Consider the following 20,236-nt stretch of genomic DNA (forward strand, 5'->3'; position numbering starts at 1 on the left):
AAAACTTAAAACGCATCGTCTGGTACGCGTACCCAGCCTTCCATTAAAATACGTGCGCTACGGCTCATAATGGCTTTGGTCACTTTCCATTCGCCATTGTCTAACTTCGCTTCTGCACCCACGCGCAATGTGCCAGAAGGATGTCCGAAATTAACGGAAGTACGCTCGCCACCACCCGCAGCTAAATTCACTAAAGTACCTGGAATCGCAGCCGCTGTACCAATCGCGACCGCCGCCGTACCCATCATGGCATGGTGTAGTTTACCCATTGATAAGGCACGTACTAATAAGTCTACGTCAGAAGCATTAATTTGCTTGCCGCTGGAAGACTTATAATCTTTCGGTTTAGAAACAAACGCGACTTTCGGGGTATGTTGACGCGTAGCGGCTTCTTCTGGGGTCTTAATCAAGCCCATACGTAACGCACCCGCGACACGGATTTTTTCCAAACGCGCTAAGGCTTTTGGATCAGTATTAATCGCTTCACGTAACTCTGTACCGGTGTAACCAATATCTTCGGCATTCACGAACACAGTAGGAATACCCGCAGTGATCATCGTGGCGGGGAACGTGCCAACATCAGGTACTTCTAATTGATCAACCAGATTACCCGTTGGGAATAGACTACCGCCATCTTCACCTTCATCAGACGGATCAAGGAATTCTAGTACGATCTCCGCCGCAGGGAAGGTCACACCATCCAGTTCAAAATCACCCGTTTCTTGTACTTGCCCATTAGTGACAGGGACATGAGCAATGATAGTTTTGCTAATATTCGCCTGCCAAATCCGCACAGTACACACGCCATTGTCAGGAATACGTGACTTGTCCACATAGCCTGCATGAATCGCGAATGCGCCCGCACCCGTAGATAAGTTACCGCAGTTACCGCTCCAATCGACGAAATCCTTATCAATGGAAATCTGTCCGTACAGATAATCAACATCGTGATCGGGTTTGCTGCTTTTTGATAAAATAACGCATTTGCTGGTACTGGAAGTTGCACCACCCATGCCGTCAATATGTGCAGCATAAGGGTCTGGACTACCAATCACCCGTTGAAATAATTTGTCGCGTGCCTTACCGGGTACTTGGGCGGATACAGGTAGGTCTTCAAGACGGAAAAATACGCCTTTACTCGTACCACCCCGCAGATAGGTGGCAGGGACTTTTACTTGAGGAACATTAGCCATAATTTATCCTTTAGTTTCAAGCGATTCTGCTAACTCTTTTAAACGCTGTAAGGTAATGGGCAAGCCTTGATCGACTTGTTTACCTAGCATTTTTCCTAGTACAAAGGACAGCAATCCTGAAAACTGTACGCGATGGGTAATGCGTGTACCTTGTTGAGTAGTGGTTAATTCATGGTCGAATACCATCTTAAACAAGGGAATTTTACTAGTTACGGTAAAGGATTGATGGGGTACTACGGCGGTGACTTCCATAGGCACGGTATTGCCTTTGGTAGGTGTCAACTTGCCTTGAGAACCTAAGGTTAAGCCATTGCTCAAATAAGAGGCTTTGGTATCAGGATCCCAGTTCTTCCATTCATCCACTTGCGCATAAATAGCAAAAACAGTTTCGGGTTTAGCTGTGGTAATAATAGAGTGTTCAATTATCATGGTTTTGTACTAAGGTTTAAAAAGGTGGAATTGTATCCACCTTTTTGAGCTATTAGACAGAACCTTCCAAGAAGTCTTGTGCAAAGCGTTGTAATACACCGCCCGCTTTATACACGCGTACTTCTGCCGCCGTGTCTAAACGGCAGGTCACTGGAATGCGTACGACTTCGCCATTTTTGCGATGCATAACCACCGTCAAACTTGTGCGAGGTGCAATTTCACCTTCCACATCAAAGGTTTCAGTCCCATCGATGTTGTAAGTTTTGCGCGTTTCGCCAGCTTTGAATTCCAGCGGCAATACGCCCATACCCACTAAGTTGGTACGGTGAATACGCTCAAAACCTTCGGCTACAATCGCTTCCACACCTGCTAAACGTACACCTTTAGCAGCCCAGTCACGGCTGGAACCTTGACCGTAATCCGCACCGGCGATAATGATCAGGTTTTGCTTGCGGTTCATGTAGGTTTCAATCGCTTCCCACATGCGCATTACTTTGCCTTCTGGCTCAACACGAGCCAGCGAACCTTTTTTCACTTCGCCATTGACCACTGCCATTTCATTGACTAATTGTGGATTAGCGAAAGTCGCACGTTGTGCGGTTAAGTGGTCGCCACGATGGGTTGCATAAGAGTTAAAGTCTTCCTCAGGCAAGCCCATTTTCGCCAAGTACTCACCGGCCGCACTATTCAATAGAATCGCATTCGACGGTGATAAGTGGTCAGTGGTAATATTGTCTGGCAATACTGCGAGCGGACGCATACCTTTTAAAGTACGCTCACCTGCCAATGCACCTTCCCAATAGGGTGGACGACGGATATAGGTAGACATCGGGCGCCAGTCGTATAAAGGACTTGCCGCTTCTTCCACCTTGCCTAAATCGAACATCGGGATGTAAACCTGTTTGAACTGCTCAGGTTTTACTGACTTCGCCACGATAGCATCGATTTCTTCGTCAGAAGGCCAAATGTCTTTTAAGGTAATCGCTTTACCGTTTTTGTCCGTACCTAATGCATCTTGCTCGATGTCTAAACGTACTGTACCTGCAATTGCATAAGCCACGACTAAGGGTGGAGACGCTAAGAAGGCTTGTTTCGCATAAGGGTGAATACGACCATCGAAGTTACGATTGCCGGATAATACTGCGGTTGTATACAAATCGCGGTCAATAATTTCTTGCTGAATTTTTGGATCAAGCGCACCCGACATACCATTACAGGTCGTACAAGCAAATGCCACGATACCAAAGCCTAATTTTTCCAACTCAGGCAATAAACCCGCTTCTTTCAAATACAGCTCAGCCACTTTTGAACCAGGAGCAAAAGACGATTTCACCCAAGGTTTACGCACTAAACCTAATTCATTAGCTTTGCGTGCTAATAAGGCAGCCGCAACCACGTTGCGCGGATTAGAAGTATTAGTACAAGAAGTAATGGCAGCAATGATAACCGCGCCATCGGGCAATAAACCTTTAGCTTCTTCGGCTTTGGCGGCGACTAATTTAGCTTCGTCCGCAATACCACGTTCTTGTAAAGCTGAAGTTGGTAAACGTTTGTGCGGATTAGAAGGCCCCGCCATATTGCGCACAACAGTCGACAGATCAAACGACAATACGCGTGGGTACTGTGCGGTTTTCAGCGAGTCTGACCACAAACCAGTGGTTTTGGCATAGTTTTCTACTAAGGCAACTTGCTCTGGCTCACGACCTGTAAGCTTCAAATAATCAATGGTTTGACCATCGATGTAGAACATCGCAGCGGTTGCGCCATATTCAGGGCACATATTAGAAATGGTCGCGCGGTCACCGATAGAAAGACTGTCTGCACCATCACCAAAGAATTCTACATAAGCACCGACTACGCGCTCTTTACGTAAGAATTCAGTTAAAGCTAAGACGATATCCGTTGCAGTAATGCCAGGTTGACGCTTGCCTGTTAACTTCACCCCGACGATGTCAGGCAGACGCATCATAGACGGATGACCAAGCATTACGGTTTCTGCTTCCAAACCACCCACACCAATCGCAATAACGCCTAAGGCATCGACGTGTGGTGTGTGAGAATCTGTACCAACACAAGTATCAGGGAAAGCCACACCATCGCGCACTTGAATCACTGGAGACATTTTCTCCAAGTTGATTTGGTGCATGATACCGTTGCCTGCTGGAATCACATCGACGTTTTTGAATGCGGTTTTAGTCCAATCGATAAAGTGGAAACGGTCTTCGTTACGACGATCTTCAATCGCACGGTTTTTCGCAAATGCGTCTGGATCAAAACCGCCACACTCGACAGCTAAAGAGTGGTCAACGATTAATTGCGTTGGAACGACTGGATTAACTTTAGAAGGATCGCCACCTTGATCGGCAATCGCGTCACGCAAGCCTGCTAAGTCCACTAATGCCGTTTGACCTAAAATGTCATGGCATACGACGCGAGCGGGATACCAAGGGAAATCTAAATCTTGCTTGCGCTTGATTAATTGCTTTAACGAATCGGTTAAAGCTTCTGGCTCGCAACGACGGACTAATTGCTCAGCTAAAACGCGCGAGGTGTAAGGTAAAGTGTCATAGCTGCCTGCTTGAATCGCTTCGACAGCCGCACGAGTGTCGAAATAGTCGACAGTCGAGTTAGGTAGTTTTTTACGGTATTGAGAATTCATGTGTATTCAACTGGTATCAGGGTTATTAAACCCCTCCCAACCTCCCCTTATTAGGGGAGGAGCTTCCCAACTAGCTCGAAGCGGCTTATCCCTCCCTTGATAAGGGGAGGGTTAGGGAGGGGTTCTCTTAATTACTTACGCTCGCTCAAGGGAACCCATTTCAAATCTTCTGGGCCGGTATAATGAGCACTTGGACGAATAATCTTGCCGTCTTCACGTTGTTCGATCACATGCGCACCCCAACCAGTGGTACGCGCAATCACGAATAACGGAGTGAACATATCGGTTGGTACGCCCATTTGGTTGTAAGACACCGCCGAGAACCAATCAAGGTTCGGGAACATGTTCTTGGCTTCTTTCATCACACTTTCTAAGCGCTCAGCCACGTTGTACATGGTCATATCGCCATTTTCGTCCGAAAGCTGCTTCGCTACCCGCTTGATCACTTCATTGCGTGGGTCAGCAATGGTGTAAACCGGATGACCAAAACCAATGATCACCTCTTTGTTTTCAACACGCTTACGAATATCAGCTTCCGCTTGATCTGGCGTGAAATAGCGGCTTTGAATGCGGAACGCTACTTCATTCGCGCCACCGTGTTTGGAACCACGTAATGCACCAATCGAACCGGTAATGCAGGAATAAATATCCGAATTGGTGCCCGCAATGACGCGAGAGGTGAAGGTTGAAGCATTAAATTCATGCTCAGCATACAGAATCAAGGAGGTATGCATCGCGCGCACCCAAGATTCTCTCGGTTTTTTGCCGTGCAATAAGTGCAGGAAGTGACCGCCTACCGAGTCTTCATCGCTTTCGACATCAATACGTTTGCCGTTTACTGCAAAGTGATACCAGTACAGCAGCATAGAACCGAAGCTTGCCACCAAACGATCCAGCATTAAGCGCGTTTCAGCAACCGGATGATCTTCTTTCTCTGGTAAGCAAGTACCCAGTACAGAACAGCCAGTACGCATAACATCCATCGGATGTGCAGACGGTGGCAACGCTTCCATCGCTTGTTTTACCGCTAAGGGTAAACCGCGCATGGAACGTAATTTAGCTTTATAAGCTTTTAATTGCGCTGGATTGGGCAATACCCCATGAATCAATAAATGCGCAATTTCTTCAAACTCGGCTTTTTCCGCAAAATCGAGAATGTCATAGCCGCGATAATGTAAGTCATTGCCGGTACGCCCTACCGTACAAATCGCCGTGTTGCCTGCGGCAATACCAGAAAGTGCAACGGACTTTTTAGTCTTTGGCAGAACTTGTTCAAACATTTAACTTTACTCCTTATTCTGCGCCCTGCTTGGCGAATAATGCATCGAGTTTTTGCTCGTATGCGTGGTAGCCAATGGTGTCGTAAAGCTCCATGCGGGTTTGCATCGTGTCGAGCACATTCTTTTGCGTGCCCTCTTGTAATAAATGGGTATAAACATTTTCCGCTGCTTTGCACATGGCGCGGAACGCAGACAACGGGTACAACACTAATTTCACACCAACGCTAGATAATTCGGTGGTGGTGTAAAGGGGGGTAGCACCGAACTCGGTAATATTAGCTAAAACTGGAACTTTCACTGCTTTAGTGAATTCGGCATATTGCTCCAGCTTATTCATCGCTTCAGGGAAGATCATGTCCGCGCCTGCTTCCACACAAGCCATTGCACGGTCAATCGCCGATTGCATCCCCTCCACCGCCAAAGCATCAGTACGCGCCATAATCACAAAGCTTTGATCAGTACGTGCATCAACGGCGGCTTTCACGCGATCCACCATTTCTTCAAGGCTTACAATGGCTTTATTCGGGCGATGACCACAGCGCTTTTGCATCACTTGGTCTTCAATATGGAAACCTGCCGCCCCTGCCATTGCCACTTCGCGAGTCGCGCGCGCAATATTGAATGCACCACCCCAGCCCGTGTCGATATCGACTAATAAAGGGGCAGAAGTAACGCCAGTAATGCGTTTAATGTCTTCCACTACATCATGCAGCGTGGTGATGCCTAAGTCGGGAATTCCCAAAGATGACGCGGCAACCCCACCACCCGATAAGTACAAAGCTTTATGACCGACTTTTTCGGCGATAATGGCGCTATTGGCGGTTACGGCCCCGACTACTTGCAGAGGATGATTTTCCTCTACGGCACGGCGAAATTTTTGGCCGGGGGTCAATTGGTCAGTCATGGGTTAGTCTCCATTATTTGGCTAATACTTTTCCATGCACCACTGATATGGCGACGCATGAGCAATTCGGCGAGATCCCCGTCGCGTTCAGCAATGGCTTCGGCGATCTGACGGTGTTGTTGCAAGGCAGGTCGAGTTCGTTTAGCTAAGTGACTAGTGCGATAGCGACACATTCTCAGCAACTGATATAACTCACCTACTAACAAATCTATAAGCATTTGATTACGGCTACCCAGAGCAATATGAAAGTGAAAATCAAAATCCCCTTCGCTCTGAAAATACGCTAAACCATCTGCTGCATTGATTGCCTCTTCATGCCGATTCAACAGCACAAACAAGGTATCAATCTCTTCTTGGCTCATTGCTTGAGCCGCCATCCGGCAAGCCATACCTTCTAAGGCTTCGCGTACTCGATATAAATCTGCCAGCATGGGCTTATCAAGCATTACCACCCTTGCACCAGCATGCGGCACTCGGGTGACTAAGCGCATCCCTTCTAGTTGGCGAATCGCTTCACGTAAGGGGCCACGGCTAATACCGAAGCGGGTCGCCAAATCGGCTTCGCTTAACTTTTGCCCTTGAGCCAACTCCCCGGTGACAATCGCTTGGGTTAATCGGCTGGAGGCTTTATCGGATAAAGTTCTTTCTTCGTCTAAATCTAACTGGGCTGACATGATTGCTCCGGATTGTTGACAATCAGTGCAGCAAATATACCATTTATCTCAGCAAATGGAAGATAACTTCCTAGATTGTTAACAAAATTCCTGTGCACTGCAATATTTTTTTAAAATTTTCCTAGATTAATTACAAAGTAAATTTCTACAAGCAAAGTTAAGTGCAAATCTACAACAGACTAAAAAGCACTTAGACAGAATGAGATTGCACAGGAAGTTGAAAGAAAACAGCTAGATAAAATACATAAAGCGCAACTACTCAGTAGTGACTGCGACTACCCTTTAAGCCTGAGGTAAATATGCCACAAAGCTGTGTTCAGATGGTTGATTCAAGTCAGCGCTGATGCAGTTGCTAACTTAGCAGCAAAGCCTAGAAAAGCCATACCTGTACCACCCGTAGATACTGCACTTAAACGTTTACGTTGACGAAAAGCGTCTGCTAAATAACTTCCACCATAAATTAAGGCTGCCAAATACAAGGCACTAAAAAATTGCAAAGTGACGGCTAGAATCAAGAATGATACAGCTGGCTGTGGATACTGTGGGTCTACAAACTGCACAAAGAAAGATAAGAAAAATAGAATAGCTTTAGGATTGAGTAAGCTAATAATTAAAGCTTTTATAAAAGGTGAAGATTGTTTCGCCAATTTTGGTTCAGCCAGTGGTTGCTCAATAGCCTCTTGCAAAGACGTGTCTTTCGGCCAAGTTTTGATGGCGGCGATAATCAGGCGCAAGCCTAAATAGATTAAATAGGCTGCACCCGCATACTGCACAATATGGAAGAGTAAAGGATAAGTTTTGAGTAAGGTCACTGCCCCCGCAGCACTAGCTAACATCAATATCGCATCGCCCACAAAAATCCCTGTGGCAGCTTTCCAACCGGCACGCACCCCTTGCTGAGCGGATAAAGCCAAGACAAATACTGAGTTAGGGCCGGGTAAAAGCACAATCATAATCACACCCAGCATATAAGTTAAATAACTGTGAACACCGAATTGTTCCATGTTTATTCTTTAGAAAAAAAAACCTTACTATTCAAAATTAGCTAACTGTAGTCAATAAATGCTTGAATAACTTGGATGAGAGTAGTCTCTAGGAACTAAAACACTGCGGCACTTAAGGATGTGCCGCAGTTGTAGAAACTAAATTGAAGATTAGTTAGAAAGTAGCGCCATCAATAGGCCGATTGCTATTAGTAGTAGTACCATTGCCAAATTGACCTTGACCATTTAGACCCCAGCACTTCACATCATCACGGACTAAAGCACAAGTGTGATAAAAGCCAGTAACGACGCTGGTAGCGCCTGCATTCGCAGTTACTGCATTCACTGGAGAGGTTTTATCCACATTAGAGCGATCACCCAGTTGACCAAACCCATTGTACCCCCAACATTGGACACCACTATTGAGGACTGCACAAGTATGTAAGCCACCTGCTGACAAATCAGTTGCCCCACGATTTGCGCTAATGGCACGTACAGGTACATTACTATTAGCGTTATTGCCATTACCTAATTGACCCTGCGCATTCAAGCCCCAGCATTGAACCCCACCATTTAACAAGGCACAAGTGTGTTGATAGCCCGCACTAATCCCAACTACACCACTATTAGAGGGGATGGCCTCGACTGGAGTGGTGCTATTACTATTAGTACCATCACCTAGCTGTCCTGAATTATTACGCCCCCAACACTTGACGCCTCCATTTAGTACAACACAAGTATGATACCAACCCGTCGCAATGTGCGTGACGCCAGTACTAGGCAACAAGCTACCTAGTTGCCCATAAGTATTATCGCCCCAGCAATCCACAGCCCCTTGTACAATCGCACAGCTATGCTCATAATTAGCGCTGACCTCAGTAGCCCCACTATTAGGATCAACCGCAGTAACTGGCGAAGTCCGATTAGTCGTAGTCCCGTCACCCAGCTGCCCTTGATTGTTGAGACCCCAACACTTCACCCCACCTGACACCACTGCACAGGTATAACCCTCACCGCCATCGATTTGTAAAGCTTGAAGATTCATTGCAACCGGTTCTGGACTCGTACTATCAGTTGTAGACCCATCACCCAGCTGACCTGTGGAATTTAACCCCCAACAGTAGCTATCACCTTCTACTATCGCGCAGCTATGATAACCACCCGCACCAAGAATGATACTTGCTTGAGGAGTTGCAGTAACCTCATTACTGCTTGGGCTAGTTCCACCTGAGTTACGAGCTACTACTCTAAAGTGATACTCAACCCCATTATCTAGTGCATCAATTACGGCAGGGCTTACTTGATCAAGCAGTAATTCACCATCAGCAAGGCTATTGCAATTGTTAAAATCATTGATAGCTTCAGTTGCCATACAAATATCGTAAGCAGTAGCACTAGAGGAAGGTGACCAACTTAAGGTGACTTTTTTATCCCCTGCTGTTGCTTGCACATTAGTAGGTTGACTAGGAATGGCTAAAGCAAAAACAGCACGTGCTGTTTTGACGGCGTTCATGGTCACTCGGCAAGTATCACCCGCAACACCCAAGCAAGCACCACCCCATTTTTTTAAAACCGAACCTGATACAGGCGTAGCTTTTAAAGTGACTACCCGCCCATTATTAAATTGTGCAGTACAATCAGTTGTACAATTCACTCCAGCGGGTGTTGAAGTGACTCTACCGCTCCCAGTACCACGTATGAGCATGGTTAAAGTCCGCTTAATGGGGGCACGTTCTGCATCTGGGCTTGCGAATGGACTCGGCATAACAGTAGTTGCACTAGGGCTTACTTCATCAAGAGCATAAAGTGCAGTACTCAATATCAATAGACTAGCCAATAACCACCTTTGTGGACGATTTATGCGTCTAACTAGATGTGACAACTGAGACATTGGTTTACTCCTTCAATACACACTCCTCAAGTATAGAACCTTAAACCAAAAAATTACCAAAAACCAACCTTTGGTCTTTTAAATTCATACAGGAGTATTTCTAGATTAAACGTATTGAATACTTAGCCTTTAGCAAGCCCTCTAGTTTCCCCGTACAATAGTCCCTTTCTTCAAACTTGCTGAGCGCTTATGCCAACTAGCCAAGCTCCTGCTTATACCTGGAATGATCTATTTCGCCAAACCATGCGCCATCGTGGCTTATTGGTACGCGCTAATCTAATTGCAATTCTGACGGCATTTTTAAGCGTACCCATTCCGCTGTTAATTCCCTTATTAGTAGATGAGGTCTTACTCAAGCAAGCGGGCCCACTTACTCATGCCATTGACCAGATTTTTCCTACTAGCTGGCACGGCCCGATTCTCTACGTCCTGATTGTGACACTGGTGACTATTGTTTTAAGGCTTGCTTGGTTGTTATTTTCAGTCTGGCAAACTCGGGAATTTACCTTAATCGGCAAAGACATCACTTACAACATTCGTAAGCGCCTCCTGCAACATATTGAAACCATCGCCATGGCTGAATATGAAACCCTTGGTAGCGGTACCGTTAGTTCCCGCCTAGTCGTTGATGTTGAAACGATTGATAACTTCCTTGGGATTACGATTAGCCGCTTCATTGTCTCAGTCTTAACCTTAATCGGTGTTACTGCAGTCATGCTGTGGCTCCACTGGCAATTGGCACTCTTCATTCTGATTCTCAATCCTGTGGTAATTCTGCTGACTACCAAAATGGGCAGCTATGTAAAAGAACTGAAAAAAAAGGAAAACAGTGCTTTTGAACTCTTCCAGCAAGCCCTGACAGAAACCTTAGAAACGATTCAACAGATTCGAGCGAGTAATCGTGCTCAGAGTTTTTTTGGGCGGATTGTCAACTTAGCCGCTGAGGTGAAAGAAAACGCAGCTCAATATGCTTGGCGTAGCGATGCCGCGAATAAATTATCGTTTAGTATCTTTATCTCTGGTTTTGACATTTTCCGCGCAGTCGCCATGTTAATGGTCGTATTTTCCGATCTTACCATTGGTGAAATGCTCGCGGTGTTTAGTTATCTCTGGTTTATGATGGGCCCAGTCCAAGAAATTCTAAATATTCAATATGGCTGGTTTGGTGCAAAAGCCGCTTTAAATCGAATTAATGATTTAATTGCTTTGCAAGCCGAACCCGTTTATCCACCTATACAAGATCCCTTTAAAAATAAGCATACCGTCAGCTTACGTGCTGATCATATTACTTTTGCTTATGGAGACAAACCGCCAGTACTGGTCGATGTAAACCTAAAAATTGCAGCGGGCGAAAAAGTGGCGTTAGTTGGAGCGAGTGGGGGTGGCAAATCAACCTTCGTACAAGTTTTACTCGGGCTTTATCAGCCGCAACAAGGCCAGCTGTATTTCGATGAAGTACCGATCACTGAAATCGGTTTAGATAGAGTGCGTGAGCATGTCGCGACAGTGTTACAACAGCCTGCGTTATTCAATGACACCTTGCGCGCTAATTTGACTTTAGGACAACACTTACCTGATGAAAAATTGTGGGAAGCTTTAGGCATTGCTCAACTGGAAGCTACCGTGCGCGAACAGGCCAATGGCTTAGATACCATTGTCGGTCGGCAAGGCATGCGTCTATCTGGCGGTCAGCGCCAACGCTTAGCGATTGCCCGCATGATTTTATCCGATCCTAAAGTAGTGATTTTGGATGAAGCCACCTCAGCTTTAGATATGGAAACCGAATACAAACTGCATACTGCTTTACAAGCTTTTTTACAGGGGCGGACTACTTTAATCATTGCACACCGCTTAAGTGCAGTGAGGCAGGCGGATCGGATTTTAGTATTTGAAGGCGGTACTATTATTGAACAAGGCAGCCATCAAGAGTTAATCAAGCAGGATGGTTTATATCGCAAACTTTATGGTGCTGCGAGTGTTTAACTTCTAAGTCAGTTAGCGCTTAAACTAGGCAACTTTTAGCTATAGGCCAGCTTCGTGCATATCACTTATTTTGACGCGCAAACTCAACAAGCGCAGCTGATTCAACCCGAACAGCTAAAAAACTGCCAAGGCATGATTTGGTTAGATGTTTTAAGCACAGATACCAACTGGCAAAGTTTCGTGGAAAAAGAATTTGGTTTGGTGCTAGAAGAACAGCATATGCTAGATACACGCAATCCACATCACCCGCCTTTTCATGATGATACAGATGGCTATGAAATGCTGATTTTTCGGGCTTTAAGCATTCCTAATGGAAAGTTGGGTAGCTTTGAAGTCGACTCTGCACCGATTGTTTTCATTACTTATAAAAATCTGCTGATCAGCATCCACCCCACTGCAAAAACTAATTTCGATGAGATCCGTAGCCGTTGGTTACGTGGTTCACGGATTCGCGCTCCACTGACACCCGATGGGATTACCTGTTTACTTCTGAGTTGGCTGACGGATCAATATTTAAGTCTCCGTGTAGCATTTGTCGAGCAAATTGAACATTGGCAAACTCAACTCCTACACCCTTCAAAACGGTTCAATGATTGGCTCAGTTTATTGAAAGCCAGTAGCCATTTACGCCAATATCGCTTAGCCATTATTGAGCCACAAGAAACCGCCTTGGATGAATGGCGTGACGAGCGCATGGAGATGGATTCACGGATTACAACGCGTTTAGCCGATGTACAAGAGCATTTTAGTCGGGTGAATCGTGATGCAGAAATCTGCCAAAATGATTTAGAAAATCTAGTACAAATTTATTTTTCTGCGACCAATCAACGTATGAACGACATTATGCGCGTGCTTACGATTGCTTCGGTGATTTTCTTACCGCTGAATCTGTTAGCAGGGATTTATGGAATGAACTTTGAGCATATGCCGGGTTTAAGTGCCCCTTATGGCTTTACCTTGGTAATTGTTGGCATGTTAGCCATCGTCCTAGCGATTCTCGGTATTTTCCGCTGGAAAAAGTGGTTGTAACGTTTAGAACAGCGTTTGGCTTATACTAAGTTTTTTCAGTTAGCACCCAAATTTTTATGAGCACAGTTGCTTTTAAACCTTTAGCCATTGCTGTTTTAACCATTTCCGACACACGCACACTCGCCACCGATAGTTCAGGTCAATTGTTGGTCGATAAACTCACAGCCAGTGGGCATCAGTGTATTGAGCGCGACTTAGTGCCTGATAGTAAATATGCGATTCGTGCGGTGGTATCAGGTTGGATTTTAGATGAAAAGATTAATGTGATTCTCAGCACGGGCGGTACAGGGGTCACAGGTCGCGATGGCACGCCTGAAGCCATTAAGCCTTTGTTAGATAAAGAATTAGAAGGCTTTGGGGAAATGTTTCGGGTGCTTTCTTATCAAGAAATCAAAACCTCGACGCTTCAATCGCGCGCCATTGCGGGGGTTGCTAATAGCACTTATATCTTTTGTTTGCCCGGTTCAGGTGATGCCTGTCGCTTAGCTTGGGATCAACTGATTGAGGCACAATTGGATTACCGTACCCAACCCTGCAATTTAGTCATGCTCATGCCTAGACTTAACGAGGTATAAGGCACTTAGCCTAAGATCATCATGCTTTCACAACAAAAACTCGGTCTGGTATATGGCCTGACGGCTTATACTATTTGGGGCTTATTTCCTTGGTATTTTCATTTTTTAACCCATGTGAATCCGTGGCAAGTCCTCACCCAGCGGATTATTTGGTCATTTCTACTCGTTTCTGTGATTGCTCTATTCATTCGCCATGGGTCACTGATTAAAGCAGCCATCAATCAGCGTAAGATTCTCTTAGGTTTATTACTATCTTCACTCTTGATTGCCGCCAATTGGCTAATATTTATTTGGGCGGTGGGGCAAGGTCGTGTAGTGGAATCCAGCCTTGGTTACTTCATTACGCCCTTGGTAAGTGTAGTCTTGGCTCGGTTTTTTCTGAAAGAATCACTGGATAGTTATCGCTTAACGGCTTGTTTATTAGCGGTGATGGGCGTGTGCTGGTTAGTCTTGCAATTAGGCGTCGTGCCGTGGGTATCTATTTCCTTAGCAGTCACTTTTGGTTTTTATGGTTTAGTCCGGAAAAAAGTTCCTGTGGATTCTTTAACTGGCTTGCTAGTGGAAACAGGGTTGCTATTTCCCTTTGCCTTTACTTGGTTTTTATGGCTCGAATGGCAGGGGCAAAGCCAATTATTTTCAGAAAACGTCCAAACGACTTTTCTGTTGATTTTTTCTGGAGTACTCACAGCAGCACCTTTATTATTATTTGCCTCAGCAGCCAATCGCTTAAGCCTGACCGCAGTGGGCTTTATGATGTATATCAACCCAACCATGCAGTTTTTGACCGCTATTTACTTACTGAAAGAACCATTTAACCATCAACAACTGATTGCCTTTATGTTTATTTGGATTGCTTTAGTTGTATTTAGCATTGGTGCTGTCCGCCAGCAAAATGCGAAAAATCAAAGACTCACTGTTACTGACTAAGGGTATGAATTGAAAATGGATAAGAATAAACCGCTTCTAGGCATTAGTAGTTGTTTACTTGGTAACTCGGTGCGCTTTGATAGCGGACATAAGCACAACGCCTATATCACCGAAACTTTAGGGCATTATTTTGAGTTTGTACCTTTTTGCCCCGAAGTTACTGCCGGTTTAGGTATTCCACGCCCAGCTATTCATTTAGTCAGACGCGACCAAGATCTGCGCGCTTTGCAAGTTAAAAACCACGCTATTGATGTCACTGCACCACTGCAAGCAGCTAGCGAGCAATTACTAAAAAACCTTAATCTATTTAACTTAAGTGGGTTTATTCTAAAAAAAGATTCACCTAGTTGTGGCATGGAGCGCGTCAAGGTTTATGAAGAGCCAGCTACTAGCCAAGCACCTGAACGCAATGGCGTAGGTTTGTTTGCAGCTCAATTACAAAAGCAATTTCCACCATTACCATTGGAAGAAGAAGGCCGCTTATGTGATCCGATCTTGCGTGAAAACTTTATTGGGCGTGTATTTGTTTATCAACGTTGGCAACACTTGCTACAAACGCCTTTAACGGCTAATGCCTTAGTAGAATTTCACGCCGACCATAAATATCTCATTATGGCGCATGACCAAACGGGTCTAAAAGAGTTAGGGCAACTTGTCGCACTAGCAGGCAAAACGGACTTAGCTATTTTGCAGCAAGAATATATTCAAAAACTGATGCAAATCTTAGCCAAACGAGCCTCTCGTGGACAGCAAGGCAATGTCCTAGCACATTTAATGGGTTATTTGCCAGACAGTTTAGAACGCGCTGATCGTGCTGAACTAGTAGAAACGATCCAACAATATCAACAAGGCTATTTACCTTTGATTGTCCCGATTACTTTGCTAAAGCATCATTTTCGTAAACACCCACACCCCTATATTGGGCGGCAATACTATTTAAAACCCCATCCGAGTGAATTGATGTTATTGAATAGTATTTAACCCTAAAAACTTATAGCAACCTAATTAAAAGCGACTAACTCCTTAGTCAATTCAGCAGCACCAATCGCTTTACACCCCTGAACATTCTGCCCTGCCCACAAGGCTGAAAAATCATTCAGCCCTAGAGCCTCAGCTTTAGCCCGTAAAGGTAACACTGAATTCGTTGCTAGCGGAAACGCAGGGGCTTGTGGATTAATAGCCCCTAATTCACGCATAAAACGATTCACAATCCCGCGCGCAGGTCGGCCAGTAAATAAATTGGTTAAAGCGGTATGTTGGGCAACTTCAGAGCTTAGTGCTTGCCGATGCAAAGCGCTGGTGGTTGCTTCTGGGCACAGCAAATAAGCGGTACCGATTTGGGCTGCGATAGCGCCTAATTCCAAAACCGCTTTCACACCCTGAGCATCGGCAATCCCACCGGCTGCAATCACTGGAATCTTGACTGTTTTTACCAGCTGTCGAATTAAGGCAAGACTACCAATTTGAGTGCTTAAATCCTCTGTCAAAAACATCCCACGATGCCCACCCGCCTCCAAACCTTGAGCGATAATCGCATCTACACCTTGTGCTTCTAACCAACGCGCTTCAGCTACAGTAGTTGCGCTGGAGAGAATTTTCGCGCCCCATGCCCGAATCGGCTGCAAAAGCGCTTGGCTAGGTAAACCAAAATGGAAGCTAACTACGGGTGGGCGACATTGCTGCAAAATTGCTAAAGCCGTTTGATCAAAAGGCACACGTCCTGCCCCCGTAGGTACTTGGGCTAGATCGACTCCGAATTCAGCATAATAAGGCGCTAAGACTTGTAGCCAAGCTTGCTGTTTTGCTTCATCAATCAGCGGTGGCTGGTGGCAAAAGAAATTCACATTATAAGGCTTGGCGGTGTTTGCCTGCAGTTGACTGAGTTCAGTTTTGATTTGCTTAGGGCTTAACGTAGCACACGGCAAAGAGCCTAAACCGCCTGCATTTGAGACGGCAAGTGCTAATGCACTGCCCTGCACACCTGCCATTGGCGCTTGAATAATCGGTAAATCCATTCCTAATAAAGCTTTTGCCTGCATGCTTTTGTCTCTTTAGACTGGGTTTCTGCACATACTAAGCGGCCTGCTACCAATTTGTTAAGTTTACCTTTAAGCTTTAAAGCCTATTTTCGTCCATTTTAGTGAGATTCTATGCATACCCGCACACTCGGCCCCTTCCAAGTATCAGCGATTGGCTTAGGTTGTATGAGCTTTTCAATGGGTTATGGCCCTGCGGATGATGAGGAATCAGCAGGTTTATTGCATGCTGCTTTAGATGCGGGCTATAGCTTTTTGGACACAGCCTCTATGTATGGCGGTGGACATAATGAAAGCTTAATTGGAGCAAGTTTAAAGCAGCGCCGCCAAGAATATGTACTGGCTAGCAAATGTGGGTTTAGTAAAGATGAGACTGGCAAACCAGTCGTTAATGGCCGCCCAGAAGTTCTAAAAAAGCAATGCGAAGACAGCCTCAAGCGCTTACAAACTGAGGTGATTGATTTGTACTACTTACATCGCCTTGATCCAAAGGTGCCTGTAGAAGAAAGCGTTGGTGGCTTAGCGGATTTAATTCGCGCCGGTAAAATTCGAAGTCTAGGCTTATCAGAAATATCCACCACGACCTTACGCCGTGCTCAAGCCGAACATCCGGTCACCGCAGTACAATCCGAATATTCTTTATGGTCACGCACCCCAGAAACCAGCTTACTAGCCGCTTGTGCAGAATTAGGCGTGGCCTTTGTGCCCTTCTCACCGTTAGGTCGTGGTTTTTTAACTGGCAAAGCGCAAGATGTCACGTATTTAACTAAAGACGATGTGCGTTGTACTAATGCGCGTCCACGCTTTGAGCCAGAAGCCTTTGCAGCCAACAGCAAGCTACTCCAACCCTTCGCTGAATTAGCCAAACAACAAGGCTGCACGCTCGCCCAACTAGCTTTGGCTTGGGTATTAGCGCAAAAGAACCCGCAAGGTGCAGCCACTTTGATTCCAATTCCGGGCACTAAGCATCTTGACTATCTGCTCGAAAACGCTGGTGCGGGTGATATTCAATTAAGCTCTAGCACGGTAGCTGCTTTGAACGAATTAATTAATGAAACCACCGTACAAGGCCAGCGTTATACGTCCGCTCTCATGGCTAGCATGGACTCTGAGTCTGACCGCTTAGCGCCCACTAATTAACACCACCCCAAATAAACGTGGATCATTCATTGCATTATCTTCGCGCGCGAGCCAAGAGATTTTCTTATCGCGCGCTCCACCATCGTCATCATCATTTACCTCGACTTCAATCCCGACCCGGCTTTTAATGCCAATATTCACGCCCAACATCTTCCACGGAATCTTCGCTTCAAGCACATAGCCATCGGCGGTGGTTTTCAAGTCATAACTTAAATCAGGGGAAATGGTTTGCGGTGATTTAGGATCAAGAATCACTTGCTTACGTCCCCAAGCAAAGGTCATACGATAATCGTTAATCCCGTCATAGCTCGCTTTCCGGCTATTATCCGCGTCAATATACAACTCCACTGAATCATCATCTTCGGGGTTCTCAGAATCCGCTTTAATCGATTCATCATAGACGCGCACTGCTAAATACAGATAATTTTCATCCCACTTCCCTTCCCATTTACCAAATAAATCACGCTTCGCCCAATCCTCGCCTGCAATTAAAGTATCTAAAGTTCGGGGATTTTCGAGGAAAAAATAGCGCTCCGGATCTTTAGCGGGGCGGAAGACAATTAATGGATCCCCCGGCTTATGCGGCTTTTTCTCAGCGGGTAACGCTTCGAGCAGAGCGGTTTGCTGGGTGGCTGGATGCTCAGCAGTTGCGGAATTCAATACCCAATCGCGATGTGCATCAATAAAATTTAACACCGCATTGTATTTATAGGCCGTTTCACGCGGCTGGCGAATATGTTCTTTTAAACCCCAACAACCAAACCATTGGCAAGTACGCGGTGAAGAAAACGCCATAAATAGCTCACCACCCGCCTCCTTCCAGCCATTGAGTAATTCGGTATAAAGTTCGCCCATCCGCGGATCACGATTGGCGGCAAAAAATAAAGGATTTGGGTGCTGAGTCGGTTCACGCGTCGCCCAGTCGACCAAACCTTGCCCGCCCTCATAAGCAATCAGTTTTAAGCCATAATGATGGGCGATTTCAGCCTGTTCACGCACATGCTCTAAAATCTGCGGCAGAGAGCGGAAAGAGTCTTTGGCGGTAGTCAAATCAAAGATTTGATCCACAGTGGTCGATTCCCGATAGCCTTTGGTATTCCCACCAAAATAAGGCGCTATCGCCATTGCATCCGCAATTTGTGCCCCACCATATTCGCCTAAAAACTTTTTGGAAATATCCGGACGGGTATCCCAAGAACCAATCACCCGTGTTAACCGCTCACGCCCACCAAACACTTGTTCCCAAATCGCGAAAACCTCACCGGCACGCTTAATGTAATACTGATAGCCAGCTTCCACTGAATTGATGCTAAAACCAGCGGCAATGCCTTGTTTTTGGGTGTATTCGCTATGTGAAAATGAGGTATTCCAAACTTCATTGGTGTATTCGACATAAATCTGTGCTTGTGGCTGGAGATGATCACGCACATAAGTCGCAAAATTCCGAATGTATTCATCATCCGCCGCATGCGGCAGATTAAACCAAGCATCAGCTTGCATACGATTGGCTAAATCGACTTCAATCTCCAGAGGCGCACCTCGTGCACCGTAACCACCACCCCAAGTCGCTTCTTGCAGATTCGGGCGCTCTGACCAATGACTTTCAGGATTACGCGTAATCCCTGACATCGCCATAAAGCGAATCGTGCTGAAATCCTTGAGATAATTGAGATACTCCGGCGTAAAACGAATACTCGTGTAGTACTGCTCAAAGGGCAAATAACTAGACCCCGCACTACATTCAGACTGCGCAAACACGCGCTGATAGGGATTATCTTGGCAAATCCCCCCAGGCGGTAAAATCCGAATATTCCGAATCGGATCAGTTTCATCCAAGGCAGTAATCAATAAACTCGCATTGATCTCGCCATCTTCGCCCGGCTTTAAACGAATCACATCGCGGTTTGGACTTTGGCTAAGGGTTTCTACCCCCTGCCCATAACTTAACTGCCCCGCTCCATCGTAAAGCACTACATAATCACCCTCAACTAGCGCAGCCGGTGGCATCTTGCCAATGAATTTGGTAGCAATCGTCGCTCCATGTAAACGCAGCGGCCAGCCCTGAGCATCATATTCAACCTTATCCGCATCGGCTTGCTCTAACACATTGTCGTGGAAAGGCGCAGACTGACGAAATAAATCCACAAAAGGAAAGCTGGCATCCTCATAATGCAGCTCATTCACATTCACTCCAATTAGCGGACGCACTTGCGCAGGGGGAATCAGTGGGATTTCAGCGGTCAGTGGCTCAGGTGCTTTGTGCACAGTTGCCTGCGTTGAACTTGGCGCTGTGACTACAGATGGAGTTGGCGTCTTTACACTGGTAGCTTCAGTTTTTTTAAAGTTAGAGTAGTAAAACGCAACCAAGGTGACTGCTAGGGTGACGACGACCAAGAGCAGCAACACCCACTTTCCTATTGTTTTCATTAAGCATATATAGTTGAGGTGAGGTACATGAAGCTTAGCGAAGAATCGTGATTTTGCAAACCTTCCTCGGCTTCAGCATGCTTAGCTGCCTGACAAAGCCTTGCTT

16 protein-coding genes are annotated in these 20,236 nt (G+C 45.8%); 6 read left to right on the forward strand and 10 right to left on the reverse strand.

The genetic code is table 11. From position 1 onward, the window contains the following. Window positions 1-5: 5 nt before the first annotated feature. The 8 genes from prpF to Q0230_RS07540 form a co-directional block, all read right to left on the reverse strand. On the reverse strand, window positions 6-1,193 hold the full coding sequence (gene prpF / locus Q0230_RS07505) for a 2-methylaconitate cis-trans isomerase PrpF (RefSeq protein WP_298609266.1): 1,188 nt from the start codon (window positions 1,191-1,193) through the stop codon (window positions 6-8). A gap of 3 nt (window positions 1,194-1,196) precedes the next feature. Beyond that, window positions 1,197-1,622 carry an SRPBCC family protein gene (locus Q0230_RS07510; RefSeq protein WP_298609267.1) on the reverse strand — a complete coding sequence of 142 codons (426 nt, stop codon included), beginning with the start codon at window positions 1,620-1,622 and terminating at the stop codon, window positions 1,197-1,199. Window positions 1,623-1,674: 52 nt separating this feature from the next. Beyond that, window positions 1,675-4,281 carry a Fe/S-dependent 2-methylisocitrate dehydratase AcnD gene (acnD, locus tag Q0230_RS07515; protein ID WP_298609268.1) on the reverse strand — a complete coding sequence of 869 codons (2,607 nt, stop codon included), beginning with the start codon at window positions 4,279-4,281 and terminating at the stop codon, window positions 1,675-1,677. A gap of 131 nt (window positions 4,282-4,412) precedes the next feature. Then, a complete protein-coding gene (prpC, locus tag Q0230_RS07520) occupies window positions 4,413-5,561 on the reverse strand; it encodes a 2-methylcitrate synthase (protein WP_298609269.1) in 1,149 nt (382 codons plus the stop codon). A gap of 13 nt (window positions 5,562-5,574) precedes the next feature. After that, complete coding sequence (prpB, locus tag Q0230_RS07525; protein ID WP_298609271.1) at window positions 5,575-6,465, reverse strand: methylisocitrate lyase; 891 nt, start codon at window positions 6,463-6,465, stop codon at window positions 5,575-5,577. Beyond that, the gene (locus Q0230_RS07530; RefSeq protein WP_298609272.1) at window positions 6,462-7,139 is read right to left on the reverse strand and encodes a GntR family transcriptional regulator; all 678 of its coding nucleotides are present in this window, start codon (window positions 7,137-7,139) and stop codon (window positions 6,462-6,464) included. Before Q0230_RS07530 ends, prpB begins: the two co-directional genes overlap by 4 nt. 329 nt (window positions 7,140-7,468) lie before the next feature. Beyond that, the gene (gene leuE, locus Q0230_RS07535) at window positions 7,469-8,143 is read right to left on the reverse strand and encodes a leucine efflux protein LeuE (protein ID WP_298609273.1); all 675 of its coding nucleotides are present in this window, start codon (window positions 8,141-8,143) and stop codon (window positions 7,469-7,471) included. Between the two features lie 154 nt (window positions 8,144-8,297). Then, on the reverse strand, window positions 8,298-10,013 hold the full coding sequence (locus Q0230_RS07540) for a fibronectin type III domain-containing protein (protein ID WP_298609274.1): 1,716 nt from the start codon (window positions 10,011-10,013) through the stop codon (window positions 8,298-8,300). Window positions 10,014-10,202: 189 nt separating this feature from the next. On the opposite strand from Q0230_RS07540, the gene Q0230_RS07545 reads away from it, so the two are divergent. The 5 genes from Q0230_RS07545 to Q0230_RS07565 are packed head-to-tail and all read left to right on the forward strand — an operon-like array spanning window position 10,203 to window position 15,508. Beyond that, complete coding sequence (locus tag Q0230_RS07545) at window positions 10,203-11,996, forward strand: ABC transporter ATP-binding protein (protein WP_298609275.1); 1,794 nt, start codon at window positions 10,203-10,205, stop codon at window positions 11,994-11,996. A gap of 54 nt (window positions 11,997-12,050) precedes the next feature. Then, a complete protein-coding gene (locus Q0230_RS07550) occupies window positions 12,051-13,025 on the forward strand; it encodes a magnesium transporter CorA family protein (RefSeq protein WP_298609276.1) in 975 nt (324 codons plus the stop codon). 56 nt (window positions 13,026-13,081) lie between these two features. Next, on the forward strand, window positions 13,082-13,600 hold the full coding sequence (moaB, locus tag Q0230_RS07555; RefSeq protein WP_298609277.1) for a molybdenum cofactor biosynthesis protein B: 519 nt from the start codon (window positions 13,082-13,084) through the stop codon (window positions 13,598-13,600). 21 nt (window positions 13,601-13,621) lie between these two features. Further along, on the forward strand, window positions 13,622-14,527 hold the full coding sequence (rarD, locus tag Q0230_RS07560; protein WP_298609278.1) for an EamA family transporter RarD: 906 nt from the start codon (window positions 13,622-13,624) through the stop codon (window positions 14,525-14,527). A gap of 15 nt (window positions 14,528-14,542) precedes the next feature. After that, a complete protein-coding gene (locus Q0230_RS07565) occupies window positions 14,543-15,508 on the forward strand; it encodes a DUF523 and DUF1722 domain-containing protein (protein ID WP_298609279.1) in 966 nt (321 codons plus the stop codon). A 20-nt stretch (window positions 15,509-15,528) separates the two neighbouring features. Here the strand turns inward: Q0230_RS07565 and Q0230_RS07570 are convergent, their stop codons facing one another. Continuing rightward, window positions 15,529-16,566: a nitronate monooxygenase family protein gene (locus Q0230_RS07570; RefSeq protein ID WP_298609280.1), complete on the reverse strand. Its 1,038-nt coding sequence runs from the start codon at window positions 16,564-16,566 to the stop codon at window positions 15,529-15,531. A gap of 111 nt (window positions 16,567-16,677) precedes the next feature. Between Q0230_RS07570 and Q0230_RS07575 the strand changes: the two genes are divergently transcribed. Further along, window positions 16,678-17,703: an aldo/keto reductase gene (locus tag Q0230_RS07575; protein ID WP_298609282.1), complete on the forward strand. Its 1,026-nt coding sequence runs from the start codon at window positions 16,678-16,680 to the stop codon at window positions 17,701-17,703. Here Q0230_RS07575 and Q0230_RS07580 read toward each other — a convergent pair. Further along, window positions 17,686-20,109 carry a sugar-binding protein gene (locus tag Q0230_RS07580; RefSeq protein WP_298609283.1) on the reverse strand — a complete coding sequence of 808 codons (2,424 nt, stop codon included), beginning with the start codon at window positions 20,107-20,109 and terminating at the stop codon, window positions 17,686-17,688. The two genes, Q0230_RS07575 and Q0230_RS07580, sit on opposite strands and share 18 nt — an antisense overlap. Window positions 20,110-20,236 lie beyond the last annotated feature (127 nt).

Source organism: uncultured Thiothrix sp. (assembly GCF_937876535.1).
GTDB lineage: Bacteria > Pseudomonadota > Gammaproteobacteria > Thiotrichales > Thiotrichaceae > Thiolinea.

Bases quoted from the DNA above. Each gene is read 5' to 3' on its own strand.
- prpF (WP_298609266.1), bottom strand. From the start codon at position 1,193: ATGGCTAATGTTCCTCAAGTAAAAGTCCCTGCCACCTATCTGCGGGGT.
- Q0230_RS07510 (WP_298609267.1), bottom strand. From the start codon at position 1,622: ATGATAATTGAACACTCTATTATTACCACAGCTAAACCCGAAACTGTT.
- acnD (WP_298609268.1), bottom strand. From the start codon at position 4,281: ATGAATTCTCAATACCGTAAAAAACTACCTAACTCGACTGTCGACTAT.
- prpC (WP_298609269.1), bottom strand. From the start codon at position 5,561: ATGTTTGAACAAGTTCTGCCAAAGACTAAAAAGTCCGTTGCACTTTCT.
- prpB (WP_298609271.1), bottom strand. From the start codon at position 6,465: ATGACTGACCAATTGACCCCCGGCCAAAAATTTCGCCGTGCCGTAGAG.
- Q0230_RS07530 (WP_298609272.1), bottom strand. From the start codon at position 7,139: ATGTCAGCCCAGTTAGATTTAGACGAAGAAAGAACTTTATCCGATAAA.
- leuE (WP_298609273.1), bottom strand. From the start codon at position 8,143: ATGGAACAATTCGGTGTTCACAGTTATTTAACTTATATGCTGGGTGTG.
- Q0230_RS07540 (WP_298609274.1), bottom strand. From the start codon at position 10,013: ATGTCTCAGTTGTCACATCTAGTTAGACGCATAAATCGTCCACAAAGG.
- Q0230_RS07545 (WP_298609275.1), top strand. From the start codon at position 10,203: ATGCCAACTAGCCAAGCTCCTGCTTATACCTGGAATGATCTATTTCGC.
- moaB (WP_298609277.1), top strand. From the start codon at position 13,082: ATGAGCACAGTTGCTTTTAAACCTTTAGCCATTGCTGTTTTAACCATT.
- rarD (WP_298609278.1), top strand. From the start codon at position 13,622: ATGCTTTCACAACAAAAACTCGGTCTGGTATATGGCCTGACGGCTTAT.
- Q0230_RS07565 (WP_298609279.1), top strand. From the start codon at position 14,543: ATGGATAAGAATAAACCGCTTCTAGGCATTAGTAGTTGTTTACTTGGT.
- Q0230_RS07570 (WP_298609280.1), bottom strand. From the start codon at position 16,566: ATGCAGGCAAAAGCTTTATTAGGAATGGATTTACCGATTATTCAAGCG.
- Q0230_RS07575 (WP_298609282.1), top strand. From the start codon at position 16,678: ATGCATACCCGCACACTCGGCCCCTTCCAAGTATCAGCGATTGGCTTA.